This is a genomic window from Janibacter sp. FSL W8-0316 (assembly GCF_038004165.1).
GTDB lineage: Bacteria > Actinomycetota > Actinomycetes > Actinomycetales > Dermatophilaceae > Janibacter > Janibacter indicus.
The window spans coordinates 1,003,705-1,026,433 of record NZ_JBBOQX010000001.1 but is presented as its reverse complement, the minus strand read 5'-3'; the positions used below and the strand labels follow the sequence as shown (position 1 = coordinate 1,026,433).

Annotated in this window: 20 protein-coding genes; 10 read left to right on the top strand and 10 right to left on the bottom strand. The window is 71.8% G+C overall.

The annotated features are described in order from the left end of the window. Window positions 1–28 precede the first annotated feature (28 nt). On the top strand, window positions 29–937 hold the full coding sequence (locus tag NYE39_RS04990) for a hypothetical protein (RefSeq protein WP_341012000.1): 909 nt from the start codon (window positions 29–31) through the stop codon (window positions 935–937). Here the strand turns inward: NYE39_RS04990 and NYE39_RS04985 are convergent. Beyond that, window positions 900–1,511, bottom strand: coding sequence for a class I SAM-dependent methyltransferase (locus NYE39_RS04985; protein WP_341011999.1), 612 nt, complete (start codon window positions 1,509–1,511; stop codon window positions 900–902). The two genes, NYE39_RS04990 and NYE39_RS04985, sit on opposite strands and share 38 nt — an antisense overlap. A 157-nt stretch (window positions 1,512–1,668) precedes the next feature. Here NYE39_RS04985 and NYE39_RS04980 point away from each other — a divergent pair, with 157 nt between their 5' ends. Continuing rightward, a complete protein-coding gene (locus tag NYE39_RS04980) occupies window positions 1,669–3,231 on the top strand; it encodes an HNH endonuclease (RefSeq protein WP_341011998.1) in 1,563 nt (520 codons plus the stop codon). Here the strand turns inward: NYE39_RS04980 and glpK are convergent, their stop codons facing one another. Then, complete coding sequence (glpK, locus tag NYE39_RS04975) at window positions 3,232–4,764, bottom strand: glycerol kinase GlpK (RefSeq protein ID WP_192910482.1); 1,533 nt, start codon at window positions 4,762–4,764, stop codon at window positions 3,232–3,234. Window positions 4,765–4,822: 58 nt separating this feature from the next. Here glpK and NYE39_RS04970 point away from each other — a divergent pair, with 58 nt between their 5' ends. Continuing rightward, complete coding sequence (locus NYE39_RS04970) at window positions 4,823–6,529, top strand: glycerol-3-phosphate dehydrogenase/oxidase (RefSeq protein ID WP_341011997.1); 1,707 nt, start codon at window positions 4,823–4,825, stop codon at window positions 6,527–6,529. A gap of 67 nt (window positions 6,530–6,596) precedes the next feature. Then, window positions 6,597–8,123 carry an alkaline phosphatase D family protein gene (locus tag NYE39_RS04965; RefSeq protein WP_341011996.1) on the top strand — a complete coding sequence of 509 codons (1,527 nt, stop codon included), beginning with the start codon at window positions 6,597–6,599 and terminating at the stop codon, window positions 8,121–8,123. Here NYE39_RS04965 and NYE39_RS04960 read toward each other — a convergent pair. Next, the gene (locus NYE39_RS04960) at window positions 8,093–9,529 is read right to left on the bottom strand and encodes an amino acid permease (RefSeq protein WP_072624951.1); all 1,437 of its coding nucleotides are present in this window, start codon (window positions 9,527–9,529) and stop codon (window positions 8,093–8,095) included. The genes NYE39_RS04965 and NYE39_RS04960 overlap by 31 nt on opposite strands. 296 nt (window positions 9,530–9,825) lie before the next feature. Here NYE39_RS04960 and NYE39_RS04955 point away from each other — a divergent pair, with 296 nt between their 5' ends. Continuing rightward, window positions 9,826–9,966: a hypothetical protein gene (locus NYE39_RS04955; RefSeq protein WP_164513591.1), complete on the top strand. Its 141-nt coding sequence runs from the start codon at window positions 9,826–9,828 to the stop codon at window positions 9,964–9,966. Window positions 9,967–10,009: 43 nt separating this feature from the next. Further along, window positions 10,010–11,530 carry a GTPase HflX gene (gene hflX, locus NYE39_RS04950; protein WP_341011995.1) on the top strand — a complete coding sequence of 507 codons (1,521 nt, stop codon included), beginning with the start codon at window positions 10,010–10,012 and terminating at the stop codon, window positions 11,528–11,530. A gap of 9 nt (window positions 11,531–11,539) precedes the next feature. Here the strand turns inward: hflX and NYE39_RS04945 are convergent, their stop codons facing one another. Then, window positions 11,540–12,133 carry a LysE/ArgO family amino acid transporter gene (locus NYE39_RS04945; protein WP_341011994.1) on the bottom strand — a complete coding sequence of 198 codons (594 nt, stop codon included), beginning with the start codon at window positions 12,131–12,133 and terminating at the stop codon, window positions 11,540–11,542. Window positions 12,134–12,203: 70 nt separating this feature from the next. Here NYE39_RS04945 and NYE39_RS04940 point away from each other — a divergent pair, with 70 nt between their 5' ends. After that, complete coding sequence (locus NYE39_RS04940) at window positions 12,204–13,094, top strand: LysR family transcriptional regulator ArgP (RefSeq protein WP_341011993.1); 891 nt, start codon at window positions 12,204–12,206, stop codon at window positions 13,092–13,094. Window positions 13,095–13,175: 81 nt separating this feature from the next. Here NYE39_RS04940 and NYE39_RS04935 read toward each other — a convergent pair whose 3' ends face one another. Together NYE39_RS04935 and NYE39_RS04930 are read right to left on the bottom strand one after the other, a co-directional pair. Then, on the bottom strand, window positions 13,176–13,745 hold the full coding sequence (locus tag NYE39_RS04935; protein WP_341011992.1) for a cysteine hydrolase family protein: 570 nt from the start codon (window positions 13,743–13,745) through the stop codon (window positions 13,176–13,178). Then, a complete protein-coding gene (locus NYE39_RS04930) occupies window positions 13,742–15,253 on the bottom strand; it encodes a purine-cytosine permease family protein (RefSeq protein WP_341011991.1) in 1,512 nt (503 codons plus the stop codon). Before NYE39_RS04930 ends, NYE39_RS04935 begins: the two co-directional genes overlap by 4 nt. Window positions 15,254–15,279: 26 nt before the next feature. On the opposite strand from NYE39_RS04930, the gene NYE39_RS04925 reads away from it, so the two are divergent. Then, on the top strand, window positions 15,280–15,936 hold the full coding sequence (locus tag NYE39_RS04925) for an HD domain-containing protein (RefSeq protein WP_341011990.1): 657 nt from the start codon (window positions 15,280–15,282) through the stop codon (window positions 15,934–15,936). Here the strand turns inward: NYE39_RS04925 and NYE39_RS04920 are convergent. The 4 genes from NYE39_RS04920 to NYE39_RS04905 are packed head-to-tail and all read right to left on the bottom strand — an operon-like array spanning window position 15,914 to window position 21,045. Then, window positions 15,914–16,177 (bottom strand): DUF4031 domain-containing protein, encoded by a 264-nt coding sequence (locus tag NYE39_RS04920; RefSeq protein ID WP_192910472.1) that lies wholly within the window; start codon window positions 16,175–16,177, stop codon window positions 15,914–15,916. The two genes, NYE39_RS04925 and NYE39_RS04920, sit on opposite strands and share 23 nt — an antisense overlap. 19 nt (window positions 16,178–16,196) lie before the next feature. After that, window positions 16,197–16,988 carry an amino acid ABC transporter ATP-binding protein gene (locus tag NYE39_RS04915; protein ID WP_341011989.1) on the bottom strand — a complete coding sequence of 264 codons (792 nt, stop codon included), beginning with the start codon at window positions 16,986–16,988 and terminating at the stop codon, window positions 16,197–16,199. Further along, entirely contained in the window at window positions 16,975–18,438 is a 1,464-nt protein-coding gene (locus tag NYE39_RS04910) for an ABC transporter substrate-binding protein/permease (RefSeq protein ID WP_341011988.1), read from the bottom strand. Before NYE39_RS04910 ends, NYE39_RS04915 begins: the two co-directional genes overlap by 14 nt. Window positions 18,439–18,462: 24 nt before the next feature. Next, window positions 18,463–21,045, bottom strand: a complete 2,583-nt coding sequence (locus NYE39_RS04905; RefSeq protein ID WP_341011987.1) for a DEAD/DEAH box helicase — start codon at window positions 21,043–21,045, stop codon at window positions 18,463–18,465. A 46-nt stretch (window positions 21,046–21,091) separates the two neighbouring features. Between NYE39_RS04905 and NYE39_RS04900 the strand changes: the two genes are divergently transcribed. Then, window positions 21,092–22,069: a GNAT family N-acetyltransferase gene (locus NYE39_RS04900; protein WP_341011986.1), complete on the top strand. Its 978-nt coding sequence runs from the start codon at window positions 21,092–21,094 to the stop codon at window positions 22,067–22,069. Beyond that, window positions 22,066–22,722, top strand: coding sequence for a hypothetical protein (locus tag NYE39_RS04895; RefSeq protein WP_341011985.1), 657 nt, complete (start codon window positions 22,066–22,068; stop codon window positions 22,720–22,722). The genes NYE39_RS04900 and NYE39_RS04895 overlap by 4 nt, the downstream gene beginning before the upstream one ends. Window positions 22,723–22,729 lie beyond the last annotated feature (7 nt).

The following is a 22,729-nucleotide window of genomic DNA, read 5'->3' as shown; positions in this document are numbered from 1 at the left end:
GCGCTGACGCTCGCCGTAGGCTCACCGGATGGAGCTGATCACGGAGGTGTCCTGCGGCGACTGGCTGCGTGAGCGGATCGGTGGCTGGGCGCGCGTCGGAGGGGTCGCGGGCGCGGGCTTCGAGGCCTACGCCCGCATCCTGCACCCGGTGCCGGTGCACCGTGAGGACCTCACGGTCGCCGACCGGTGGGGCATGCACCCGGTGCTGGAGGAGGGGCGCTGGCCGTGGTCGCGCGTGGCGGCCCGACAGGGGCTGACGATGCACCCGCTCGTCCAGTGGAACCGGTTGGCGGACCTCCACCAGGGGGTCGACTTCGCCGACGGCTGGCGGGTCGGGCAGTCGCGCGACGGGTCACTGGACGTCGATCTGCTCGCCGGGCTGACCGGGCACCTGCGGGAGGCCACGCGCTCGCCCGAGCAGCTCGTCGTCGGCATCTGGGCGGGGTGGAGCGAGCTCAGCGGCACGACCGTGGTCCACGAGCGCGCGGAGGACGGCGACGCGGGGACGGACGCCGAGGTGGAGGTCGACGCACGGATGCGGCGTCACCTCGAGGAGCAGCGGACCTCGGTCGCCCCCGATGTCGCCACGGCGGCGCGCCGCGGCCCGCTCCTGGAGCTTCCCGGTCGCGAGTACGTGCTGTTGGCGACCGGCTGCGACGAGCTGGCCGACGAGACGTGGCCGCACCGGGCGGGCATCGGGTGGACCTCGGTCTTCGACGGGCCGCTCCCGCAGCTCGTCTGGCCTGCGGACCACGCCTGGGTGGTCGCCAGCGAGATCGACTGGGACAGCACGATCGTGGCCGGGTCCCGGGCGCTCGTCGATGCGGTGCTCACGGACGACCGCTACGAGGCCTTCGAGGTCGACGAGGGCAGCGACCTCACCTGGGAGGGAGACTTGGTCAACCCGCCGCGGGCCGGCTGGTCCGCAGGACCCTGAAGCCCTTGCTCGACCCGACCCGTTCCGTCGGCAGGCCCAGCTCGGTGCTGATCCAGCGCTGGTAGCCGTCGGCGCCGAGGTTCTTGCCGATGACGAGGTGAGCGTCGGCTCCCGGCGCGAGGCGGGGGAGCCAGGTGCGCAGCAGCTCGTGGACGGCAGGCTTGCCGATGCGGATCGGCGGGTTGGACCAGATGGCGGCGAAGGGGAGATTCGCCGGCACCTCGTCCGGACGGGCGGTCCGCACGTTGGTCAGCCCGAGGGCGGCCGCATTGCGGCGGGTGAGGTCGAGCGCCCGCTCCGTGACGTCGACGGCCCAGACCGTGGCCTCGGGGGCCCGGAGCGCGAGGGTGAGGGCGATCGGGCCCCAGCCGCAGCCGATGTCGAGCAGGTCTGCGGCAGAAGGGGGTTGGGGCACCGTGTCGAGCAGGATCGCCGTCGCCTTGTCGAGGCCGGTGGGGGAGAAGGTGCCACCTGCGGTCTCCACCGTGACCTCTCGGCCGGCGAGCGTGACCTCCAGCGGGCGTCGCTCGGCATCGGTCGCGGCAGGGGAGTCGGTGAAGTAGTGGTCGGTCACGGGACAACCCTAGGTGCGCTGTCGGTGGTGGGTGACAGGCTGATGCTGTCGAAGGGGGTGCTTGGGCCGGGGGCGGTTGCACCGGGACATTTCTTGGCCCGCCCTCGTGAATCTATCGAACAGGTGTTCTATAATGATGGGAGCGAGGGGAGGCGCGATGACCGAGACGACGGTGCGGGGCAGTGGCGAGTGCGACGCCAGCAGTGAGGCGCGCTTGCCCGACGCACTGGCGGCGTCGCTGGCGGCCCTGGGGGCGGCATCGGTCGACGGCCTCGGCGAGGCCGAGCTCCTCGAGGTGGTCGCCCTCCTCGAGTCGACCAAGGGCGCGGCGTCGGCCCTGCAGGCGCGGGCCACCGAGCGCTTCGTCGAGCAGCGCGACGGGCTGGTGTCTGCCGCAGTCGCCCGTGAGGAGCTGTCCGACCGGCAGGCGTCGCTGCAGCGGCGGGCCGCTCGGTCCGAGGTGGCGCTGGCCCGGCGGGTCTCACCCGGGCAGGCCGATCGGCACGTGGGCGTGGCGCGGGCGCTCGTCCACGAGCTGCCGTGCACGATGGCGGCCCTGACTGCGGGGCAGATCAGCGAGTGGCGGGCGACGATCGTCGTCCGCGAGACCGCGTGCCTGGCGGCGGCCGATCGGCTCGAGGCCGATCGTCGGCTGTCCGGGTGCCTGACGACACTCGGTGACCAGGGCCTGTCTCGGGCGGCCCACCGGGTCTGCGCCGACCTCGACCAGGCGGCACTGGTCGAGCGCCGCCGGCGGGCCGCGGCATCACGCCGGGTCGGGGTGCGCCCCGCGCCCGATGGCATGGCCTGGCTGAGCGTGCTCGGTCCGGTCGCCGAGGTCGTCGGTGCCTACGCGGCCCTGCGGTCTGCCGAGCGGAGCCGCCATGTTGCCACCGGAGACGCGCGGGTCGATGCGGAGCGGGCAGCCGACGGGCGTGGCGAGGGTGCCTGGCTCGCCGACACGGCTCTCGAGCTGCTCTCCGGTCGGGCCGAGGGGCAGCCACAGCCGGTCGAGGTCGCGCTCGTCATGAGCGAGGCGGCCCTCCTGCCCGGCGTCGCCCCGGCCAGCGTCGCCCAGACCAGCGTTGCCCCGGCCGGCGGCGAGCAGGTCGAGGTGCCGGGCTTCGGGGCGATGCCCCCGGAGACGGCGCGCGAGATGGTCCTGCGTCTGCTCGACGGCGCCGACGCAGACGACGCCGCGTCGTCCGGGGTGTGGCTGCGTCGCCTGTGGACCTCGCCCGGTGGGCACGAGCTCGTCGCCATGGACTCCACGCGTCGGCTCTTCCACGGCGGGCTGAGGCGCTTCGTCGAGCTGCGCGACCAAGGCTGCCGGGTGCCGTGGTGCGATGCACCCGCGCGTCAGGTCGACCACGTCGAGGCCTTCGCCCGGGGCGGCGAGACCTCAGCGGCCAACGGCCTGGGCGTCTGCCAGCGGCACAACCTCGACAAGGAACAGCCCGGCTGGAGCGCCGAGGTGCTCGCGAGCGGGCTCGACCCGGGCGGGGGGAGGCCCCACGAGGTGGTCCTCAGCACCTCGACCGGCGTCGTGTACCGCAGCCTGGCCCCACCACCCCTCGGTCATGGCCGTGGGTCGATCGGGCAGGTGTCTACCGGTCCGGTGCCTGCCGGTCCGGTGACTGCCGGTCCGGTGGCGGTGTCACACCCGGACGTGCTGTGGTCGCCCCTCGAGGTGCGCCTCGGTGAGCTCTTCGCCGCCTGATCAGTCGACGTCCTCGTCCACCCAGTCGAGGGTCTTGGAGATGGCCTTGGTCCAGTTGCGGTGCAGCCGCTTGACCTCGTCCTCGTCCATCGACGGCGACCATCGCTTCCCCTCGGACCAGTTGTCGACGATCTCGTCCGTCGATTCCCAGTAGCCGACGGCCAGGCCGGCGGCGTAGGCGGCACCCAGGGCCGTGGTCTCGGCGATCTGCGGCCGCACGACGTCGACGCCGAGCATGTCCGCCTGGAACTGCATGAGCGTGTCGTTGGCGACCATCCCGCCGTCGACCTTGAGCTCGGTCAGCCGCCCGCCGGCCCGCTCGGCGTCGGCCTGCATCGCGTCGAGCACGTCACGTGTCTGGTAGGCCGTCGACTCCAGCGCCGCACGGGCGATGTGGGCCTTGGTGGCGTAGCGGGTCAGCCCGAGGATCGCGCCGCGTGCGTCGGGCCGCCAGTGCGGGGCGAAGAGCCCGGAGAAGGCCGGCACGAAGTACACCCCGCCGTTGTCCTCGACGCTGCAGGCGAGCGCTTCGACCTCGGGCGCCTCCTTGATGAAGCCGAGGTTGTCGCGCAGCCACTGGATCAGCGACCCGGTCACGGCGATCGACCCCTCCAGGGCGTAGACCGCGTCCTGCTCGCCCAGCTGGTAGCAGACCGTCGTCAGCAGGCCGTTGTCGCTGGAGACGATCTCGGTGCCGGTGTTGAGCAGCATGAAGTTGCCCGTGCCGTAGGTGTTCTTGGCGGTGCCCGGCGTCAGGCAGGCCTGACCGAAGGTGGCCGACTGCTGGTCGCCGAGGATCCCCGCGATCGGCGTGCCGTTGAGGACGCCCGGCTTGCACTCGCCGTAGACCTCCGAGGACGAGCGGATCTCGGGCAGCACCTGCACCGGCACCCCGATGGCCTCGCACGTGGCCTCGTCCCACTCCAGGGTGCGCAGGTCCATGAGCATCGTGCGCGAGGCATTGGTGACCTCGGTGACGTGGACGCCGTCGTTCTCCCCGCCACCGGTGAGGTTCCACAGCACCCAGGTGTCCATCGTGCCGGCGAGCAGCTCGCCGGCCTCGGCGCGCTCCCGGGCTCCCTCGACGTGGTCGAGGATCCAGGCGATCTTGGGCCCGGCGAAGTACGTGGCGAGCGGCAGCCCGCAGACCTCCTTGAAGCGGTCGAGCCCGCCATCGGACGCGAGCTCGTCGACCAGCGCCTGGGTCCGTGTGTCCTGCCAGACGATGGCGTTGTGGATCGGCTGCCCGGTCGCCTTCTCCCACACGACGGTCGTCTCGCGCTGGTTGGTGATGCCCACCGCGTCGATGTGGCCGCTGTTGAGGTTGGCCTTGCCGAGGGCGCCGCCGATGACGCGGCGGGTGTTGCCCCAGATCTCCAAGGCGTCGTGCTCGACCCAGCCGGCCCGCGGGAAGATCTGCTCGTGCTCGATCTGATCGGTAGCGATGACTGCCCCGTCGCGGCCGAAGACCATGGCCCGGGTGCTCGTCGTCCCTTGGTCGATGGACAGCACGTACGTGGTCGGTGCACTCATGTTGGCATCCTGTCAGGTCGGGTTCCTCGGCGGGCAGGTTGCCGACTACCGTTGTGCCATGCCGAATCCCACACCGCTCGATCACCAGCAGCGCGACGCGGCCTGGCGTCGCATCGCCGAGGAGGACCTCGACGTCCTCGTCGTCGGTGGGGGAGTGACCGGCGCGGGCGTCGCGCTCGACGCGGCCACCCGTGGCCTCAAGGTCGCCCTCGTCGAGCAGCGCGACTTCGCCTCCGGCACCTCCTCCCGGTCCTCCAAGCTCTTCCACGGCGGGGTCCGCTATCTCGAGCAGCTCAACTTCGCGCTCGTGCGCGAGGCCCTCCAGGAGCGTGAGCTCATGCTCACCCGCATCGCCCCGCACCTGGTCAAGCCGGTGAGCTTCCTCTACCCGCTGTCGCACCCGGTCTGGGAGCGGCCCTACGTCACCGCCGGCCTGACCCTCTACGACACGATGGGCGGCGGCCGGTCCGTCCCGCGCACCAAGCAGATGACGAAGCGAGGAGTGCGCCGGATCGCGCCCGGGCTCAAGCCCTCCGCGCACCACGGCGGCCTGCTCTACCACGACGCCCAGTGCGACGACGCCCGCCACACCCTCACCGTCGTGCGCACCGCCGCCTCCTACGGCGCCACGGTGCTCAACTCCGCCAAGGTCACCGGCCTGCTCCACGCCGGTGAGCGCGTCGTGGGCGCCCGGGTGCTCGACGTCGAGACCGGCGACGAGGTCGAGGTGGGTGCCTCGGTGGTCATCAACTGCACCGGCGTGTGGACCGACGACATCCAGACGATGGCCGGTGGGCGAGGACGCTTCCACGTGCGGGCGAGCAAGGGCGTGCACATCGTCGTCGCCCGCGACCGGGTCAACTCCGAGACCGGCCTGATCCTGCGCACGGAGAAGTCGGTGCTCTTCTGCATCCCGTGGGGCACCCACTGGATCATCGGCACGACCGACACCGACTGGAACCTCTCCCGGGCCCACCCCGCCGCGACGTCCGCGGACATCGACTACATCCTCGAGCAGATCAACGGCGTGCTCCTCACCCCGCTCACCCGCGAGGACATCCAGGGCGTCTACGCCGGGCTGCGCCCCCTGCTCGCCGGAGAGTCGGAGGAGTCCTCGCAGCTGAGCCGCGAGCACGCGGTGGCTCGCCCCCAGCCGGGCCTGATCTCGATCGCCGGCGGCAAGTACACGACCTACCGGGTCATGGCCGCCGACGCCGTCGACGCCGCCCGCGAGGACCTCTCGCCCGGCGTCCCCGAGAGCGTCACCGCCCACATCCCGCTCGTCGGCGCCGAGGGCTACCAGGCGCTCGTCAACCAGCTCGACACCCTGAGCCGACGGCACGACCTGCCGGTCTGGCGGGTGACCCACCTGCTCGACCGCTACGGCTCGATGGCCGTCGACCTCTTCGCCATGATCGACGAGGACCGTTCTCTCGCAGAGCCGCTCGCCGGTGCCGAGGAGTACCTGCGGGTCGAGGTCGTCTACGCGGCCCGCCACGAGGCGACGCTCCACCTCAACGACCTGCTCACCCGCCGGATGCGCATCTCCATCGAGACACCCGACCGCGGCGTCGAGGCCGCCGAGCCCGCCGCGCGGATCCTCGCGGCCGAGCTCGGCTGGGACGAGGAACGCACGACCTCCGAGATCGACCACTACCTGCGCCGCGTGCGGGCCGAGATCGAGAGCCAGCAGCTGACCGAGGACGAGCGGGCCGACGCCGAGCGCACCGAGGCGACCGACATCCGGGTTCTGGCCAAGGGCTGACCTGCCGGTCACGTGCCGGCCACCTGGTGCCCACGTCGTCGCCACCCGGGCGCGGGAGCCTCGACCCATGCCCGAGATCTCCCGTCGCGTCGTCCTGTCCACCACCGTCGTCGCCGCCGGTGCGGCGGCCCTCCAGCCGTCGGCCGTCGCCGCCCCCTTCCAGGTGCACCGCAGCCGGCCACTGCTGCCCTCCGGCGTCGCCTCGGGCGACGTCACGACCAACTCGGCGGTGATCTGGGCCCGGGCGGACCGCCCTTCGCGCATGGTCGCCACGCTCCGGGGGCCGGGTCGCTCCCGGCGGACCGTCCGCGGACCGTGGGTGACGCCCGGCACCGACCACACGGGCAAGATCGACCTGCGGCACCTCGCCCCGGGGCGGCGGCACGAGATCGAGGTCGCCTTCGAGGACGAGGAGAGGCGAAGGGGGCAGACCGCGGACCTGACCTTCACGACGGCACCGCGTGGCCGGTCCGGCCAGTCCTTCGTGTGGACCGGGGACACGGCGGGTCAGGGGTGGGGGATCAACCCCGACCTCGGCGGGTACACGGCCTACCGGACGATGCACGAGACCCGTCCGGACTTCTTCGTGCACTGCGGTGACACCATCTACGCCGACGGGCCGATCGAGGCCCGCGTCACCGAGCCCGACGGGCAGGTCTGGCGCAACCTCGTCATCCCCGAGGTGGAGGAGCGGGCGCAGAGCCTCGCGGAGTTCCGTGGGCGGCACCGCTACAACCACCTCGACGACAACCTGCGGGCGATGTACGCGGACGTGCCGGTGCTGGCCCAGTGGGACGACCACGAGACGACCAACAACTGGTACCCCGGCGAGATCCTCACCGACCCCGCCTACGACCGTGAGCAGCGTGTCGACGTCCTCGCCCGCTGGGCCAAGCAGGCGTGGTGGGAGTGGCAGCCGATCAGCAACGGCCAGGACCGTCGGGACGGGCAGCGCATCCACCGCAAGGTCTCCCGCGGCAGGCACCTCGACGTCTTCTGCCTCGACATGCGCACCTACAAGGACCCCAACACCGCGGGGCTCGAGGGCCACCGGACCTCCCTCATCGGCGACGAGCAGGTCCGCTGGCTGGCGGCCGAGCTCAAGGCGTCGAAGGCCACCTGGAAGGTCGTCTCGGCCGACCTGCCGATCGGGATCGTCGTCCCGGACGGCGACGCCCAGGAGTCGCTGGCCAATCGGGACCCGCGTGCCCCGCTCGGCAAGGAGATCGAGCTGGCGTGGCTGCTGCGCGAGATCAAGGACGTGCCCGGCGTCGTGTGGATCACCGCCGACGTGCACTACTGCGCGGCCCACCACTACAGCCCGGAGCGAGCGGCCTTCACCGACTTCCGACCCTTCTGGGAGTTCGTCGCGGGTCCGATCAACGCCGGCACCTTCGGGCCCAACGAGATGGACGCGACCTTCGGCCCGCGGGTCGACTTCGTCAAGAGTGCCGACTACCCCAACCAGTCGCCGCGCGGGGGCAACCAGTTCTTCGGGCACGCCGACATCGCCGACGACGGCACGCTGACCGTCACCCTGCGCGATGCCCGCGGCACCGTGCTCTACACCCGGGAGCTGTCACCGGAGAGGTGAGCCGCGTCCTCGAGGACGATCGGTGCCCTCCCTTCGTCCCGCACGAGGGTGAACCACGCGATCGTGAGGAGCACGAGGGCGCCGGCACCGACGAAGAAGGCGTTGCGGCCGGACTCGGTCGTCGCCAGCAGCACGATGACGCCGACCATGAAGGCCATCGCGATGACGTTGAGGATCGGGAAGAAGGGCATCGCGAAGCCGGTGGGTGCCACGCCCGCGCGGGCCATGCCGGCCCGCATCCGCCAGTGCGCGAGCAGGATCATCAGCCAGGTGAAGACCGTCGCGAAGGACGCGATCGCGGCGACGAAGAAGAAGAGCCGGTCCTCGATGACGAGGAAGAGCACGAGGCCCACCGCACCCGCACCGAACATGCACAGCACCGGGTAGATCGGGATGTGCGCCCGCGGCGACAGGTGGAGGAAGGAACGCGGCGCGTGACCCTGCTCGGCGAGGCCGTACATCGTGCGTGAGCAGGCGTAGAAGATCGCGTTCATCGCCGACAGGGCAGCGGTGAGGACGACGAAGTTCATCACGTGCTGCGCCGCGGGGACCTGGAGCGCGGCGAAGACCTCGACGAAGGGGGAGGACTCGCCGGTGACCTCGTCCCACGGGATGATCGACATGATCACCGCGAGCGCCGCCACGTAGAAGAGCAGGATGCGGAAGGGCACGGTGTTGACCGCGCGTGCGATGGAGTGCTCGGGGTCGTCGGCCTCGCCGGCCGTCATCCCGAGCGTCTCGATGCCGCCGAAGGAGAAGACGACGACGCTGAAGCTCATGATGATGCCCCACAGGCCGAAGGGGGCGAAGCCGTCGTGGCTCCACAGGTGGGCGACGTCCGGGGTCGTGCCGCCGACCTCGCGCCCCCAGAGGATGAGCGCCAGCCCACCGACGACGAGGGCGATGATCGCCGTCACCTTGATGAGGGAGAACCAGAACTCCATCTCCCCGAAGACCCGCACCGCCATGAGGTTGAGGGCGCCGATGAGGGCGATCGCCGCGGCCATCCACACCCAGCCGGGGACGCTGGGGAACCACAGCCCCATGTAGGTCGCGACGGCGGTCATGTCGGCGATCGCGACGACCGCGAGCTCGAGCCAGAAGACCCAGCCGACGATGAAGCCGGCGTAGGGGCCGAGGAAGGAGCCGGCGTACTGCGCGAAGGACCCGGCCACGGGATGGCGGACCGCCATCTCACCGAGGGCGCGCATGACGATGTAGACCATGAAGCCGGCCACGGCGTAGGCAACGAGGACGGCCGGGCCGGCGGCCTGGATCGTCTCGGAGGAGCCGTAGAACAGGCCGGTGCCGATGGCGGTGCCGAGCGCGATGAACTGCACGTGGCGGGGGTTGAGCCCGCGGTCGAGGTGCTCGTGCTCGGGGACGGTGGTGGGGGAGTCGGACACGGCTGGAGACCCTACGCTCTTGCCTCGTGCGACGCGGCACCGGTGGCACGATGCGGGTATGGGGATCTTCCCGACTCCGTCCTGCCGACGCTGAGCAGGGCGCGGCCGCCGGCTCATGGCGCTCGCTCGACAGCATCTCGCCTCACGAGGGGTCGAGACGACCATCGACGCCGGCCACCTCGAGGCCGCTGACGGGCAGGTCTACGGGTTGCGGTGCCCGAGCCGCTGCCCCCCTCGTCCTCGACGAGTGGCTCGCTCAGTTCGCCGCGGGCGAGTTCGAGTCCCAGCCCGGGCCGGTGACACCGCACGCCTACCACCGCGCTGCCGACGGGTCGACCAGCGTCGTCACCCATCAGGGAGAGGAGGGCATCGAGATCCTCGTCGCGGGCGCCTTCGGGCAGGCCTTCAATGCCGTCATGGGGGACGGCCGGGACTAATGGTTGGCCCTGCGGCGTTGCAGGGTGAGATCCTGAGGAGAACATGACCGAACCACTGCACAGCGCCCACGACGACGCCGACGACGACACCACCCCCAGCCCGATCATCGACCGGGTGCTCTCCCGCCGCGCCCAGGCGCTGGCCGACCGCGACGGCTTCCTCGAGCCGGCTGGCGACATCGACTACGACGGCGACCAGTTCGACCGCGAGGAGCGCTCCGCCCTGCGCCGTGTGCAGGGCCTGTCGACCGAGCTCGAGGACATCACCGAGGTCGAGTACCGGCAGCTGCGTCTGGAGCGCGTCGTCCTCGCGGCGGTCTGGAGCGACGGGACCGTTGCCGACGCGGAGAACTCCCTGCGTGAGCTGGCGGCCCTGGCCGAGACGGCCGGCTCCGAGGTGCTCGCCGGTGTCCTGCAGCGGCGCCAGACCCCTGACCCCAGCACCTATCTCGGCTCGGGCAAGGCCCAGGAGCTCAAGGAGATCGTCGTCGCCGAGGGCGCCGACACCGTGGTCTGCGACACCGAGCTGGCACCGAGCCAGCGGCGTGCCCTCGAGGACGTCGTCAAGGTCAAGGTCATCGACCGCACCGCCCTGATCCTTGACATCTTCGCCCAGCACGCCAAGTCCCGTGAGGGCAAGGCGCAGGTCGAGCTGGCCCAGCTGCAGTACCTCCTGCCGCGCCTGCGTGGCTGGGGCGAGTCGATGTCCCGGCAGGCCGGTGGTCAGGCCGCCGGCGGTCAGGGCATGGGCTCGCGTGGTCCGGGTGAGACCAAGATCGAGCTCGACCGCCGCCGGATCAACTCCCGCATCGCCAAGCTCAAGCGCGAGCTCGCCGGCATGAAGACCCACCGCGACACCCGTCGCGCGGCCCGCGCGCACCACGAGGTGCCGGCCGTGGCCATCGCCGGCTACACCAACGCCGGCAAGTCGACCCTGCTCAACCGCCTCACCCATGCGGGCGTCCTCGTCGACAACCAGCTCTTCGCGACCCTCGACACCACCGTGCGTCGCGCCGAGACGCCCGACGGGCGCGAGTACACGCTCACCGACACCGTCGGCTTCGTCCGGGCGCTGCCGCACCAGCTGGTCGAGGCCTTCCGCTCCACGCTCGAGGAGGTCGCCGACGCCGACCTGCTCCTGCACGTCGTCGACGGCTCTCACCCCGACCCCGAGGGCCAGATCTCGGCCGTGCGCGCGGTGCTGGCCGACGTCCACGCGACCGATGTCAAGGAGGTCGTGGTCGTCAACAAGGCCGACGCCGCCGACCCCGAGGTCGTCGACCGGATCCTGCGGCACGAGCGCCACTCGATCGCGGTTTCGGCGCGCACCGGCGCGGGGGTCGAGGAGCTGCTCCAGCTCGTCGCCGACGAGCTGCCCAAGCCCGACATCGACGTCGAGGTCCTCGTGCCCTACTCGCGCGGTGACCTCGTCAGCCGGTTGCACGACGAGGCCGAGATCGTCTCCGAAGAGCACCTGGGCCAGGGCACGCTCGTCGTCGCCCGGGTGCACGGTGACCTCGCGGCCGAGCTGACCCCCTTCGCCACCACGCCGGCGGCCGGCTGACCGTCGCGGTCAACGGCTGACGAGCAGGACCGCCAGCCCGATCATGGTCAGGCCGATGAGGCCGTCGAGGACGCGCCACGTCCCCGGGCGGCCCAGCGGGCCGGCGAGCGCCCGGGCACCGAGGCCGAGGCCGGTGAACCACACTGTGCTGCCGAGCGCTGCCCCCGTCGCGAAGGCCCACCGCTGCTCGCCGTGCCCGTTGGCGATCGACCCGAGCATGAGCACGGTGTCGAGGTAGACGTGCGGGTTGAGGAAGGTGATGGCGAGCGTGGTCGCGATGACCGACCCGCGGCCGGCCGGAGCGGAGGCCTCGAGGCCCTCCGGCGAGGCGGCCCGGCGCAGGGCGAGCAGCCCGTAGCCGACGAGGTAGGCCGCGCCGAGCCAGGTGACGACGCGCACCGCGGTCGGGTGGTCGCTGACGAGCGCGCCGACGCCCGCTGTGCCGAGCAGGATGAGCAGGGCGTCGGCGGCGATGCAGATGAGCACGACGGGGGCCAGGTGCTCACGCCGGATCCCCTGGCGCAGCACGAAGGCATTTTGTGCGCCGATGGCGACGATGAGGGTGAGGCCGGTGAGCAGGCCGGCGACGGCGGAGACGATCACGGACTGACGGTAGGCGTCGGGCCCATATGAAGGCCAACGAAAGATCCTGCAGCATCATGAGCATTGCTTCATGCAGATCGATCAGCTCCGCGCCCTGCTCGCCGTCGTCGACGAGGGGACCTTCGAGGCGGCGGCCGGTGCGCTGGGCATCACCCCCTCCGCCGTCAGCCAGCGCATCAAGGCGCTCGAGGCCGCGTCCGGCCGGGTGCTCGTCGAGCGCAGCGCTCCCGTGCGGGCCACCGCCGCCGGCACGGCTGTCGTGCGCACGGCCCGCCAGATGGTCCTGCTCGCCGACCAGCTCCGGGCCGATCTGGGCGAAGGGGGGTCCGCTCCCGTCGAGCTCCCGGTCGCCGTCAACGCCGACTCCCTCGCGACGTGGTTCGAGCCGGTGCTCGCTACCGCGGCCGGGTGGCCCGACGCCCTGCTGCACCTCGAGGTCGAGGACGAGGAGTACAGCGCCGACCACCTGCGGCGGGGTGCGGTCGTGGGGGCCGTGACCGCCGACCCGACCCCGGTCGCGGGCTGCCGCACCGAACCGCTCGGGTCGATGCGCTACCTGCCGGTGGCCTCCGCGGGCCTCGCGACGGAGTACGTGAAGGGCCGCGGTCACGACTGGGAGCGCATGCCGGTCCTGCGCTTCAACGCCAAGGACGACTTGCAGCACGGCGTGCTGCGTGACCTCGGGATCGGCGTGGTCCCGCCGACCTCCCAGGTGCCCTCCTCGGAGGGCTTTGCCGCGGCGGTGCGGGCCGGGCTGGGGTGGGCCATGCTCCCGGAGGCCCAGGTGGGCGATGACCTCGACACCGGCCGGCTGGTGCTGCTGCGTCAGCGGGAGCACCGCGACGTCCCGCTGTACTGGCAGGCGTGGACGCTGCGCACCACGCGGATCGACCGGCTCGGCGAGGCGGTGCACGAGGCGGCTCGGGCGCTGCGGCCCGTTCGCCCCACGCGGACCAGGTGATGCACGCCAGCCTCGTCACCGAGGCGGGCTAGACGATCTTCGCCAGCGACACCCCGCCCGGCATCCCGTGGATGGTCAACATCACCGTGAGCTGAGCACCGCCGCGCCCGTCGCGACCTCGATCTGCGGTGGGTACAGCGCCATGACCTGCAGGGCGGCCTCGTGGTTGTCCTGGGTCGAGCCTGCACAGGCGTCGGCGGCCACCACGACGGTGGCGCCGTCGTCGGCGGCCGGCAGCGCCGTCGAGATGACGCAGCAGTCGGTCGAGACACCGGCGAGCACGATCGTGGGGGTGGGGCCGGTGATGCGGGTCAGCGGCTCACCCCACTTGCCGAAGGTCGAGCAGTCCACCGACCCGCGGTTGCTCCAGCCCGCGGCCGGGGTGACGAGGTCGAAGACCGGGTCGGTCGCGGGGCGATCGGCGAAGGACCAGCGCTCGAAGTAGGGCCCCCACGAGCCGGGTCGCTCCGAGCCGGGGACCCACCGGGTGACGATCGTGCGCCCGGCACCGAAGCTCGAGCGCAGCGACTTGATCGGCGCGAGCGCGTCGTCGAACATCGGCGAGCCCCACTCCGAGGTGGGGTCGGCGAAGATCCGCTGGGGGTCGATGACCACCAGCCAGGCGTCGTCGAGCGGGGGCAGCTGGGTCATCGCTCCTCCTGCCGCCGCACGATGCCGCGTCGCGCGACCAGGGTGACGACGAAGGCGATCCCGAGGGCGACGATGACGCCGAGGTTGGCATAGGACCAGTCGCCGGCCCAGTAGTTGCCGGCGGGGTCCTCGACGAGCTCGGTGCCGAGGAAGGCCTTGAGCAGGTAGCCCTGCCAGTTGTTCCACGTCGAGTCGGGCATCGCATTGGTCACCAGACCCCAGCCGATGACCGAGGCGAGGACCATCGTGCCGATGGAGATCCAGTCGACCGAGCCGTAGCGCCCGCGGGCGTCGAAGAGCGCCTCCTCGTCGTAGTCACGCCGGCGCAGCGCGAGGTCCGACAAGAAGATGCCGGCCCACGCGGCCAGCGGCACGCCGAGGGTGATGAGGAAGGACTGGAAGGGGCCGAGGAAGTTCTCGGCGAAGAAGACGACGTAGATCGTGCCGAGGGTGAGCAGCAGGCCGTCGAGGCCGGCAGCCGCCGGGCGGGGGATGCGCACCCCGAGGCTCAGCAGGGTCAGGCCCGAGGAGTAGATGCCCAGGACCGCGCCCGAGACGAGCGCGAGCACGGCCGCGACCCCGAAGATCACGAGGTACCAGGTCGGCAGGATCGTGGCGAGGGTGCCGACGGGGTCGGCGACGATGCCGGCGCGCAGGGTCTCGTCGGAGCCGGCCAGACCGATGCCGTAGGCGACGAGGAGCGCGGGCGCCAGGGCGCCGCCGAGGGTGTTCCACGCGACGATCGCGCCGGAGGAGGCCTCGCGGCTCTGGTAGCGCGACCAGTCGGCGGCGATGTTGATCCACCCCAGCCCGAAGCCGGTCATGACCATGATGAGCGCGCCGAGCACCTGCTGGAAGGAGCCGCCCTCGAGGGAGGTCAGGGTCGACCACTCGATGTGCCCCACCGTCAGGCCCACGTAGACGATCGTCGCCAGCCCGGTCAGCCAGGTCAGCCACGACTGCATGCGCATGATCAGGTGGTAGCCCGCGACCGAGGCGCCGACGATGAGGGCCGCGACGACGAGCATGGCGACGACCTTGGTCGCCGTGCCACCGCCCCAGCCGAGCTCGCGCATGACGGTCGCCGTCGCGAGCGTGGCCATGATCGCCAGGAAGGTCTCCCACCCGATCGAGACGACCCACGAGACGACCCACGAGACGACCCCGGGCAGCTTCTGCCCCCGGACGCCGAAGGCGGCGCGCGAGATGACCATCGTCGGTGCCGAGCCGCGCTTGCCCGCCACGGCGACGAGCCCGCACAGCAGGAAGGAGACGACGATGCCGATGACCGAGACGAGGAGGGCCTGACCGAAGGAGATCCCGAAGTCGAGGACGAAGCTGCCGTAGGAGATGCCGAAGACGGAGACGTTGGCCGCGAACCACGGCCAGAAGAGGTCGGCCGGGCGGGCGGTCCGGTCGACCTCGTCGACGATCTCGATGCCGGTGGTCTCGACGCCCGCACGCCGGACGGACTCGAGGGTGTCGCTCCGCGGGGAGTCAGCGCTCATTCCGGCAGAATTGCACGGTGGACACGTTGCGCAGTCGATGGCACGCCGATGTGACCGCTCTGTGCCCAGACGCACCCTACGAGCGGGCCGCGGCGGAGGTCACCGATCTGCTCGACCGGTGGCTTGAGGACCACCGCTCCTACCACGACGTCGTGCACCTCGCGGAGGTCCTCGCGGCCCTCGACGAGCTGGCCGAAGGGGGTGACCTCCCCGCGCGGGATCGGCACCTTGCCGGACTGGCTGCGTGGTACCACGACGCGGTCTACGAAACCCACGCCGCCGCCGGCGCCAACGAGCAGGCGTCTGCGGAGCTGGCGCAGCAGCGCCTCGGTGCCCTCGGCCTCGGCCCGTCGGATCTCGCCCTCGTCGCCCGGCTGGTCCGGGAGTCGGCCACCCACGAGATGAGCTCGCCGGGTCCTGCGGCTCGCGCCTTCCACGACGCCGACCTGTGGATCCTCGCGGCGCCGACCGAGCGCTTCGACGCCTACTGCCACCAGGTCCGGATCGAGTACGGCATGGTCGGCGACGAGGACTTCGCGCAGGGCAGGAGCGCGGTGCTCGCTCCCTTCGTCGAGCGCGACCGTCTCTACCTCACCGACCACGCGCACGAGAGGTGGACCGGGCGCGCGCGGGTCAACCTGCGACGCGAGCTCGACCGGCTCAGCGGCGCTTCGCCGCGCTGACGCGCAGGCCGCTGGCGATGAGCCGGCGGATCAGGTCGCTCCCACTGACCTCGGTGGCACCCGCCGCCACGACCTCGTCGTAGCGCTCGACGGGCACGTCGTAGTGGTCCTCGTCGAAGAGCCGCCGTGGCAGCCCGACGCGCTGGGCGAACTCGTGCAGCTCCGCCAGCGACGAGTCCGAGACCAGATGGCTCCACGTGCGGCCCCAGCCGGGCCACGTGGGTGGGTCGACGAGGATCATCGCAGCGGCACCTGCACCGTCACAGCGGGTCGAGGATCCGCTGGAGGAAGGACCGGGTCCGCTCGGCCTGCGGGTCGAGGATCACCTGCTCGGGTGCGCCGCGCTCGACGACGACCCCGCCGTCGATGAAGAGCACCTCGTCGGCGACCTGCCGGGCGAAGCGGATCTCGTGGGTGACGACGACCATCGTCCAGTGCTGCTCGGCGAGGTCGCGCATGACCTGCAGCACCTCACCGACCGTCTCGGGGTCGAGCGCCGAGGTCGGCTCGTCGAAGAGCACGACCGACGGGCGCAGGGCGAGGGCCCGGGCGATGCCGACCCGCTGCTGCTGTCCGCCGGAGAGCTGGAAGGGGTACTTGTCGGCCTGCTCGGACAGGCCGACCTGGTGGAGCAGGGCCAGGGCGCGCTCGCGGGCGGCCTGCGGGTCCTCGCCCTGCACGACGACGGGACCCTCGGTGATGTTGTCGAGGGCGCTCTTGTGGGCGAAGAGGTTGTGGCCCTGGAAGACGAAGCCGCTTTGCCGGCCCAGCGCGGTCAGCTGCTCGCGCTGACCCCGGGGGAGCCGGTCGTGACGGCCGGGCGTCAGCTGGCCGAAGTCGAGGCTCGCGTCGCCGACCGTGATGACGCCGGCGTCGGGGCGCTCGAGCCCGCCGAGGGCGCGCAGCAGGGTCGTCTTGCCCGAGCCCGAGGGCCCGAGGATCACCGTCACCTCGCCGGAGCCGACCTCGAAGGAGATGTCGCGCAGGACCTCCTTGTCACCGAAGCTCTTGCGGACGTGGGCCGCGGAGACGACCACCTCAGGCTGCGACATAACGGCTGAACCTCTCCTCGGCGCGGTCCTGGAGGACGGACAGGATCGTGCAGATGATCCAGTAGTAGAGGGCGGCGAGCGCGAACATCGGCATGTACTGGAAGGTCGGTGCCGCGGCGAACCGGGCGGTCTGGGTCAGCTCGACGACGAGGATGATCGAGGTGAGCGAGGTGTCCTTGAGCAGGGAGACGAGGGTGTTGGACAGCGGCGGGATCGCCGTGCGGGCCGCCTGCGGCAGGATGATCCGCCGCAGTGCCGTCCGTGGCCCCATGCCGATCGTCTGCGCCGCCTCCCACTGCCCCTTGGGGATCGACTCGATGGCCGAGCGGATCACCTCGGCCGCGTAGCCGCCGACGTTGAGCGACAGGGCGATGACGGCGGCGACGAAGGGCGGCAGGTCGATGCCGATCTCGGGCAGCGCGTAGAAGATGAGGAAGAGCTGCACGAGCAGCGGGGTGCCCCGGATGATCGAGATGTAGGCGCGCGCGATGGCCCGTGGCACGGCGGAGGTCGACATCCGGCCGATGGCGGTGACGAGGGCGAGCACGAGGCCGATGGCGAAGGAGATCGCGGTGAGTGGGATCGTCACCTTGATCGTCGCCCAGGCCATGGGCCAGGCATTGTCCTTGACGAGTTCCCAGGCGCTCGGGGCGGCATTGTCGGCGGAGAAGTACTTGTCGTAGATCGCCTGGGTGGTGCCGTCCTCCTCCATCTCCGCGAGGGCCTGGTTGATCTCCGGCATGTAGCCGGTGCCCTTCTTCGCGGCGAAGACCGACTGGGCCTGGTCGTCGGTCTCGGCGACGATCTTGACCCCGGGGTCGGGGCTGGTCGCGATGTAGTTGCGCACGGCGAGCTTGTCGTTGACGATCGCGTCGACGCGACCCTCCTTGAGGCTCGACATCGCCTCGTTCATCCCGTCGACGCCGACGATCTGGGCGCCGTGGTCCTTGGCCACCTCGGCCCAGCTGCTCGTGAGGTTCTCGGCGGCGCGCTTGCCCTTGAGGTCGGAGAGCTCCTCGATCCCCTCGGGGTTGTCCTCGGCGACGACGAGGACGCCGGCGGTGTCGACGTAGGGGTCGGAGAGGTCGTAGAGCTTTTCGCGCTCGGGGTTGACGTTGACCTGGTTGGCGACGACGTCGAAGCGCCCTGCGGCCAGGGCGGCGAACATCGAGTCCCACGGCGTCGCGACGAACTCGACCTGGACCCCGAGACGCTCGCCGACGGCCTTCATCACCTCGACGTCGAAGCCGGTGAAGTCGTCGCCCTGCTTGATCGAGAAGGGGGCGTACACCCCTTCGGTCCCGACCCGAAGGGGGTCGGGCACCTGCGCAGACGCTGCGTCGGGGGTCGTGGGCGCGGCCTGCGCTGCGGGGGCGGACAGCAGTGCCGGGCCGAGGGCGACGGCGAGCGCGAGCAGGAGGTGGGCGAGACGCCGGGGGAGCGTGGTCATCAGGTCGTCAGGATATGCCCGGGCTCACAACCGCCGCAGGGCGGTGGCGAGCACGACCGCCTCGCCGACGCGGTCGGACGCGTCGAGGTCGACGGTGGCCTCGATGACCCAGTCGCCGTCGCCCTCGGGGTCGGCGAGCGTCTGGCGCACCTCCCACAGCCGCGCGTCCGGGGCCACGTCGGGGTCGAGCCCCGGTGCCGGGCCACGGACCTCCGCGACGTGCAGGTGGTGCGGACCGCGCGCGTCCTGGTCGGTCCCGATGCGGTCGTGCTCCTCCCAGTAGTCGCCGAGGGCGACGTCCCAGTCCTCGTGGCGCATCAGCGGCGCGCGGCCGTCGTCGGCGAGCTCGGCCGCCGCGGCCTCGAGGGCCGACAGCGCCGACAGGTCGTCGCGCGCGGCACGCTCGACGCGCTGCCACAGGGCACCGCGCACCATGGTGCGGAAGGGGCCGGTGCGGGCGGACAGCGGTCGCGGCGGTGCCGCGGCCTCGCGGCCCTCGGCCAGCCGGGTGGCCGCATCGGGGTCCGTGAGTGCCTCCCACTCGTCGAGGAGCGAGGAGTCGGTCTGCCGCACGGTCTCGCCGAGCCACTCGACGATCTCGCGCAGCTGCGGCGAGGAGTGCGCCTCGGGCACGGTGCGTGTCAGGGTGCGGTAGGCGTCGGTGAGGTAGCGCAGCACGAGTCCCTCGCGCGGGCCGAGGGTGAAGCGCCGCACGAAGTCGGCGAAGGACATGCCCTCCTCCCACATGAGGCGCACGACCGACTTCGGGACGAGGGCCTCCTCGGGCAACCACGGGTGGGTCTGGCGGTAGGTCTCGAAGGCGGCCGCGAGCTCCTCGGCGAGCGGCCGGGGCCAGGTGATCTCGTCGAGCAGGCGCATCCGCTCCTCGTACTCGATGCCGTCGGCCTTCATCTCGGCGACCGCCTCGCCGCGGGCGGCGTGCTGCTGGGCGACGAGGACCGCCATCGGCGCCTCGAGCACCGCCTCGATCGTCGAGACGACGTCGAGGGCGTGGGTCGGGGAGTCGGGGTCGAGCAGGTCGAGCGCCGCCAGCGCGAAGGGGGCGAGCGGCTGGTTGAGCGCGAAGTCCGGGGGCAGGTCGAGGGTGAGGGCCACGGTCCGGCCGGTCGCGTCCGGCTCCGGGAGGCGTTCCAGCACACCGGAGTCGAGCAGGCTGCGCCCCAGCCGGATGGCCCGTCGGGCGAGGCGAGCCCTCCCCTTCGCGTCCTCGTGGTTGTCCCTCGTGAGGCGCGACAGGGCGGTCACCGGGTCACCGGGCCGGGCGACGACGTTGAGGATCATCGAGTTGTCGACCTTCATCCGCGACCGCAGGGTCTCGGGCGCATTGCTCGTCAGCTTGGTGAAGGTGTCCTCGGTCCACACGACGAAGCCCTCGGGCGGCTTCTTGCGCTGGACCTTCTTGCGCTTCTTCTCGTCGTCGCCGGCCTTGAGCAGCGCGCGGTGGTTGTCGATGACGTGCTCGGGTGCCTGCACGACGACGTAGCCCTCGGTGTCGTAGCCGGCGCGGCCGGCCCGCCCCGCGATCTGGAGGAACTCGCGCACCCGCAGCACCCGGTGGCGGGTGCCGTCGAACTTCGTCAGCGAGGTGAAGAGCACGGTGCGGATCGGGACGTTGATGCCGACGCCGAGGGTGTCGGTGCCGCAGATGACCTTGAGCAGGCCCTCCTGGGCCAGCTGCTCGACGAGCCGGCGGTAGCGGGGGAGCATGCCGGCGTGGTGCACGCCGACGCCGCGACGCAGCATCCCGCCGAGGGTGCGGCCGAAGCCGGCGGAGAAGCGGAAGCCGGCGAGCCGGTCGGCGATGGCCTGCTTCTCGTCCTTGTCGAGCAGCTTGAGCGTCTGGACCAGCCGTGCGTGCTCGGCGGCATTGGCCTGGGTCTGGTGGACGACGTAGACGGGGGCCCGGCGCCACTCGAGGATCTCCTCGATCGTCTCCTGCAGCGGGGTGAGGGCCATGCGGAAGGTCAACGGGACCGGTCGCTCGGCGTCCTTGACGACCACGACGTCGCGCCCGGTGCGCTCGGCGAGGTCGTCCTCGATGGCCCGGGTGTCGCCGAGGGTGGCCGACATGAGGAGCATCTGCGCCTGCGGCAGCTCGAGCAGTGGGACCTGCCAGGCCCAGCCGCGCTCCGGCTCGGCGTAGTAGTGGAACTCGTCCATGACGACGAGACCGACGTCGGCCTCGCGACCCTCGCGCAGGGCGAGGTTGGCGAGCACCTCTGCGGTGCAGACGATGACGGGCGCGTCGGCGTTGACCGACGCGTCGCCGGTGAGCATGCCGACGTTGTCGGCGCCGAAGATCGCGCAGAGGTCGAAGAACTTCTCCGAGACGAGCGCTTTGATCGGCGCGGTGTAGAAGGCGACCTGGTCCTTGGCCATGGCGTGGGCGATGGCCCCGGTCGCGACGAGCGACTTGCCGGACCCGGTGGGAGTGGCGAGGACGACGTGGTCGTCGCCGAGGAGGGCGAGCAGCGCCTCCTCCTGGTGCGGGTAGAGCGCCAGGCCACGATCGGCCGTCCAGGCGGAGAACCGCTCGAAGAGCTCGTCGGGACCGGTGCCGACGGGCACGGAGAGCGGATCTGTCATCCGCCCATCGTCCCAGCGTGGTGACTCGGGTGTCACGATGGGGTCCGTGACCGCACCACGCACCCTCACGACCGACCTCGTCTCGCTGCAGCCACCCGAAGAGCAGGACGCCGCCCTCGTCGCCGAGCTCATGGGGGTGCCCGAGGACGCCGAGCGACCGGCAGAGATCGTCCGGGGCTGGCGAGAGCACTGGGACGAGCACGGCTACGGCACCTGGATCGCCACCGACGGGGCGGGGCGGCGCGTCGGCTTCGTCGGCCTGCGGGCGCACGACGACTTCATCCGGGTGACGATCCGCACGCTCGAGGGGCAGGGCGAGGAGGACCTCGCCGGCCCGGCCATGCGGCTGGTCGTCGCGCACGCCCTCGAGTGGCTGCCGGACCTGCCGCTGCGCCTGCGGGTGGCGCCCGAGGACCTCGCAACCCGCTTCGTCGCCGAGTCCGCGGGCATGGTCCACGCGCCCGACCTCGACCACACCGTCGGCGAGGACGACTGGCAGGTCCTCGAGCTGCCGTGGGTGCGGGTCACCGACAAGATCCCCGCCCGGGCGCGTGAGGCGATGCTGCGGATGTGGGTCGAGGTCAACGAGGCCGGGGGAGCGGTCGGTTTCCTGCCCGGCGCCGACGAAGGGGAGGTCGCGGCGGTCCTCGACGGGTACGCCGCGCGGCTGGAGCGCGGGGACACCACCCTCGTGGCGCTCAACTCCCCGCACGGGGACCTGCTCGGCTTCGGCTTCGTCGTCCGCCCCTCGGGCGCGACCGTGGCGCACACCGCCAACCTCGAGCGGATCATGACCGACCCGGCACGCCGGGGGACCAACCACGGGGCCCTGCTCATGGCCGGGATGCACCGCGCGGCGCGCGAGCGAGGCGTCGAGCTGGTGACGCTCGACTACCGCGGTGGCACCGGTCTGGGCGAGTTCTACACCCGCTTCGGCTACACCGAGGTCGGCCGCGTGCCCGGAGGCGTCCGGGTGGCCCCGGGCGAGGACCGTGACGGCGTCATCATGGCGCGCTCGTTGTGACCCACCTCGAGCCCTTCGGGTACAAGACCGCCTGGCTGGCGGTCCATGACCGCTCGCAGGCGCAGGTGGCCGAGGCCCTCGGCCTGACCGGCGGGCGCAACGTCTCGGGCGCCGAGGCTGCCGACGCCTTCGGTGAGGTCGGGATCCTGCCGCCGGTGCCGGGGGCCGACGGTCGGTGGACGCTGGCCGTCAGCTTCGAGCTCTCGGACATCTCGCCCACCCGGCTCGTCTCGCTCTCGGCGCTGCTCGGCACCCGGGTGCAGGCCTTCGCAACGCACCGCGTCGCCGAGGCGCACCGCTGGCTCGCGGCCGACCGCGGGCGACTGCAGCGCCACGTCGAGCTCGTGGGCGAGAGCGGTGAGCTCGTCGCCTGGACCGGGGAGCCCACGCCCACCGAGACCGGTCTCGGGCTTCCCGCCCTCGAGGAGATCACCGACGAGGAAGCGCGATTCCAGGTCGTCCTCGACGTCAACGAGGAGACCGTCATGGCGGTCGCGCGCGGCTGGAGCATCGACCCGACGACCCTCAGCGGCGAGGTCCCGGGGCACGCGCTCCTCTTCGACGACGTCGACGAGGGGCCACCCCCGCCCGAGCCGATGACGACGCGCCAGCGGCGCTGGTGGTGGCCGTGGTCACCACCGACCGACCGCTGACCTAGCA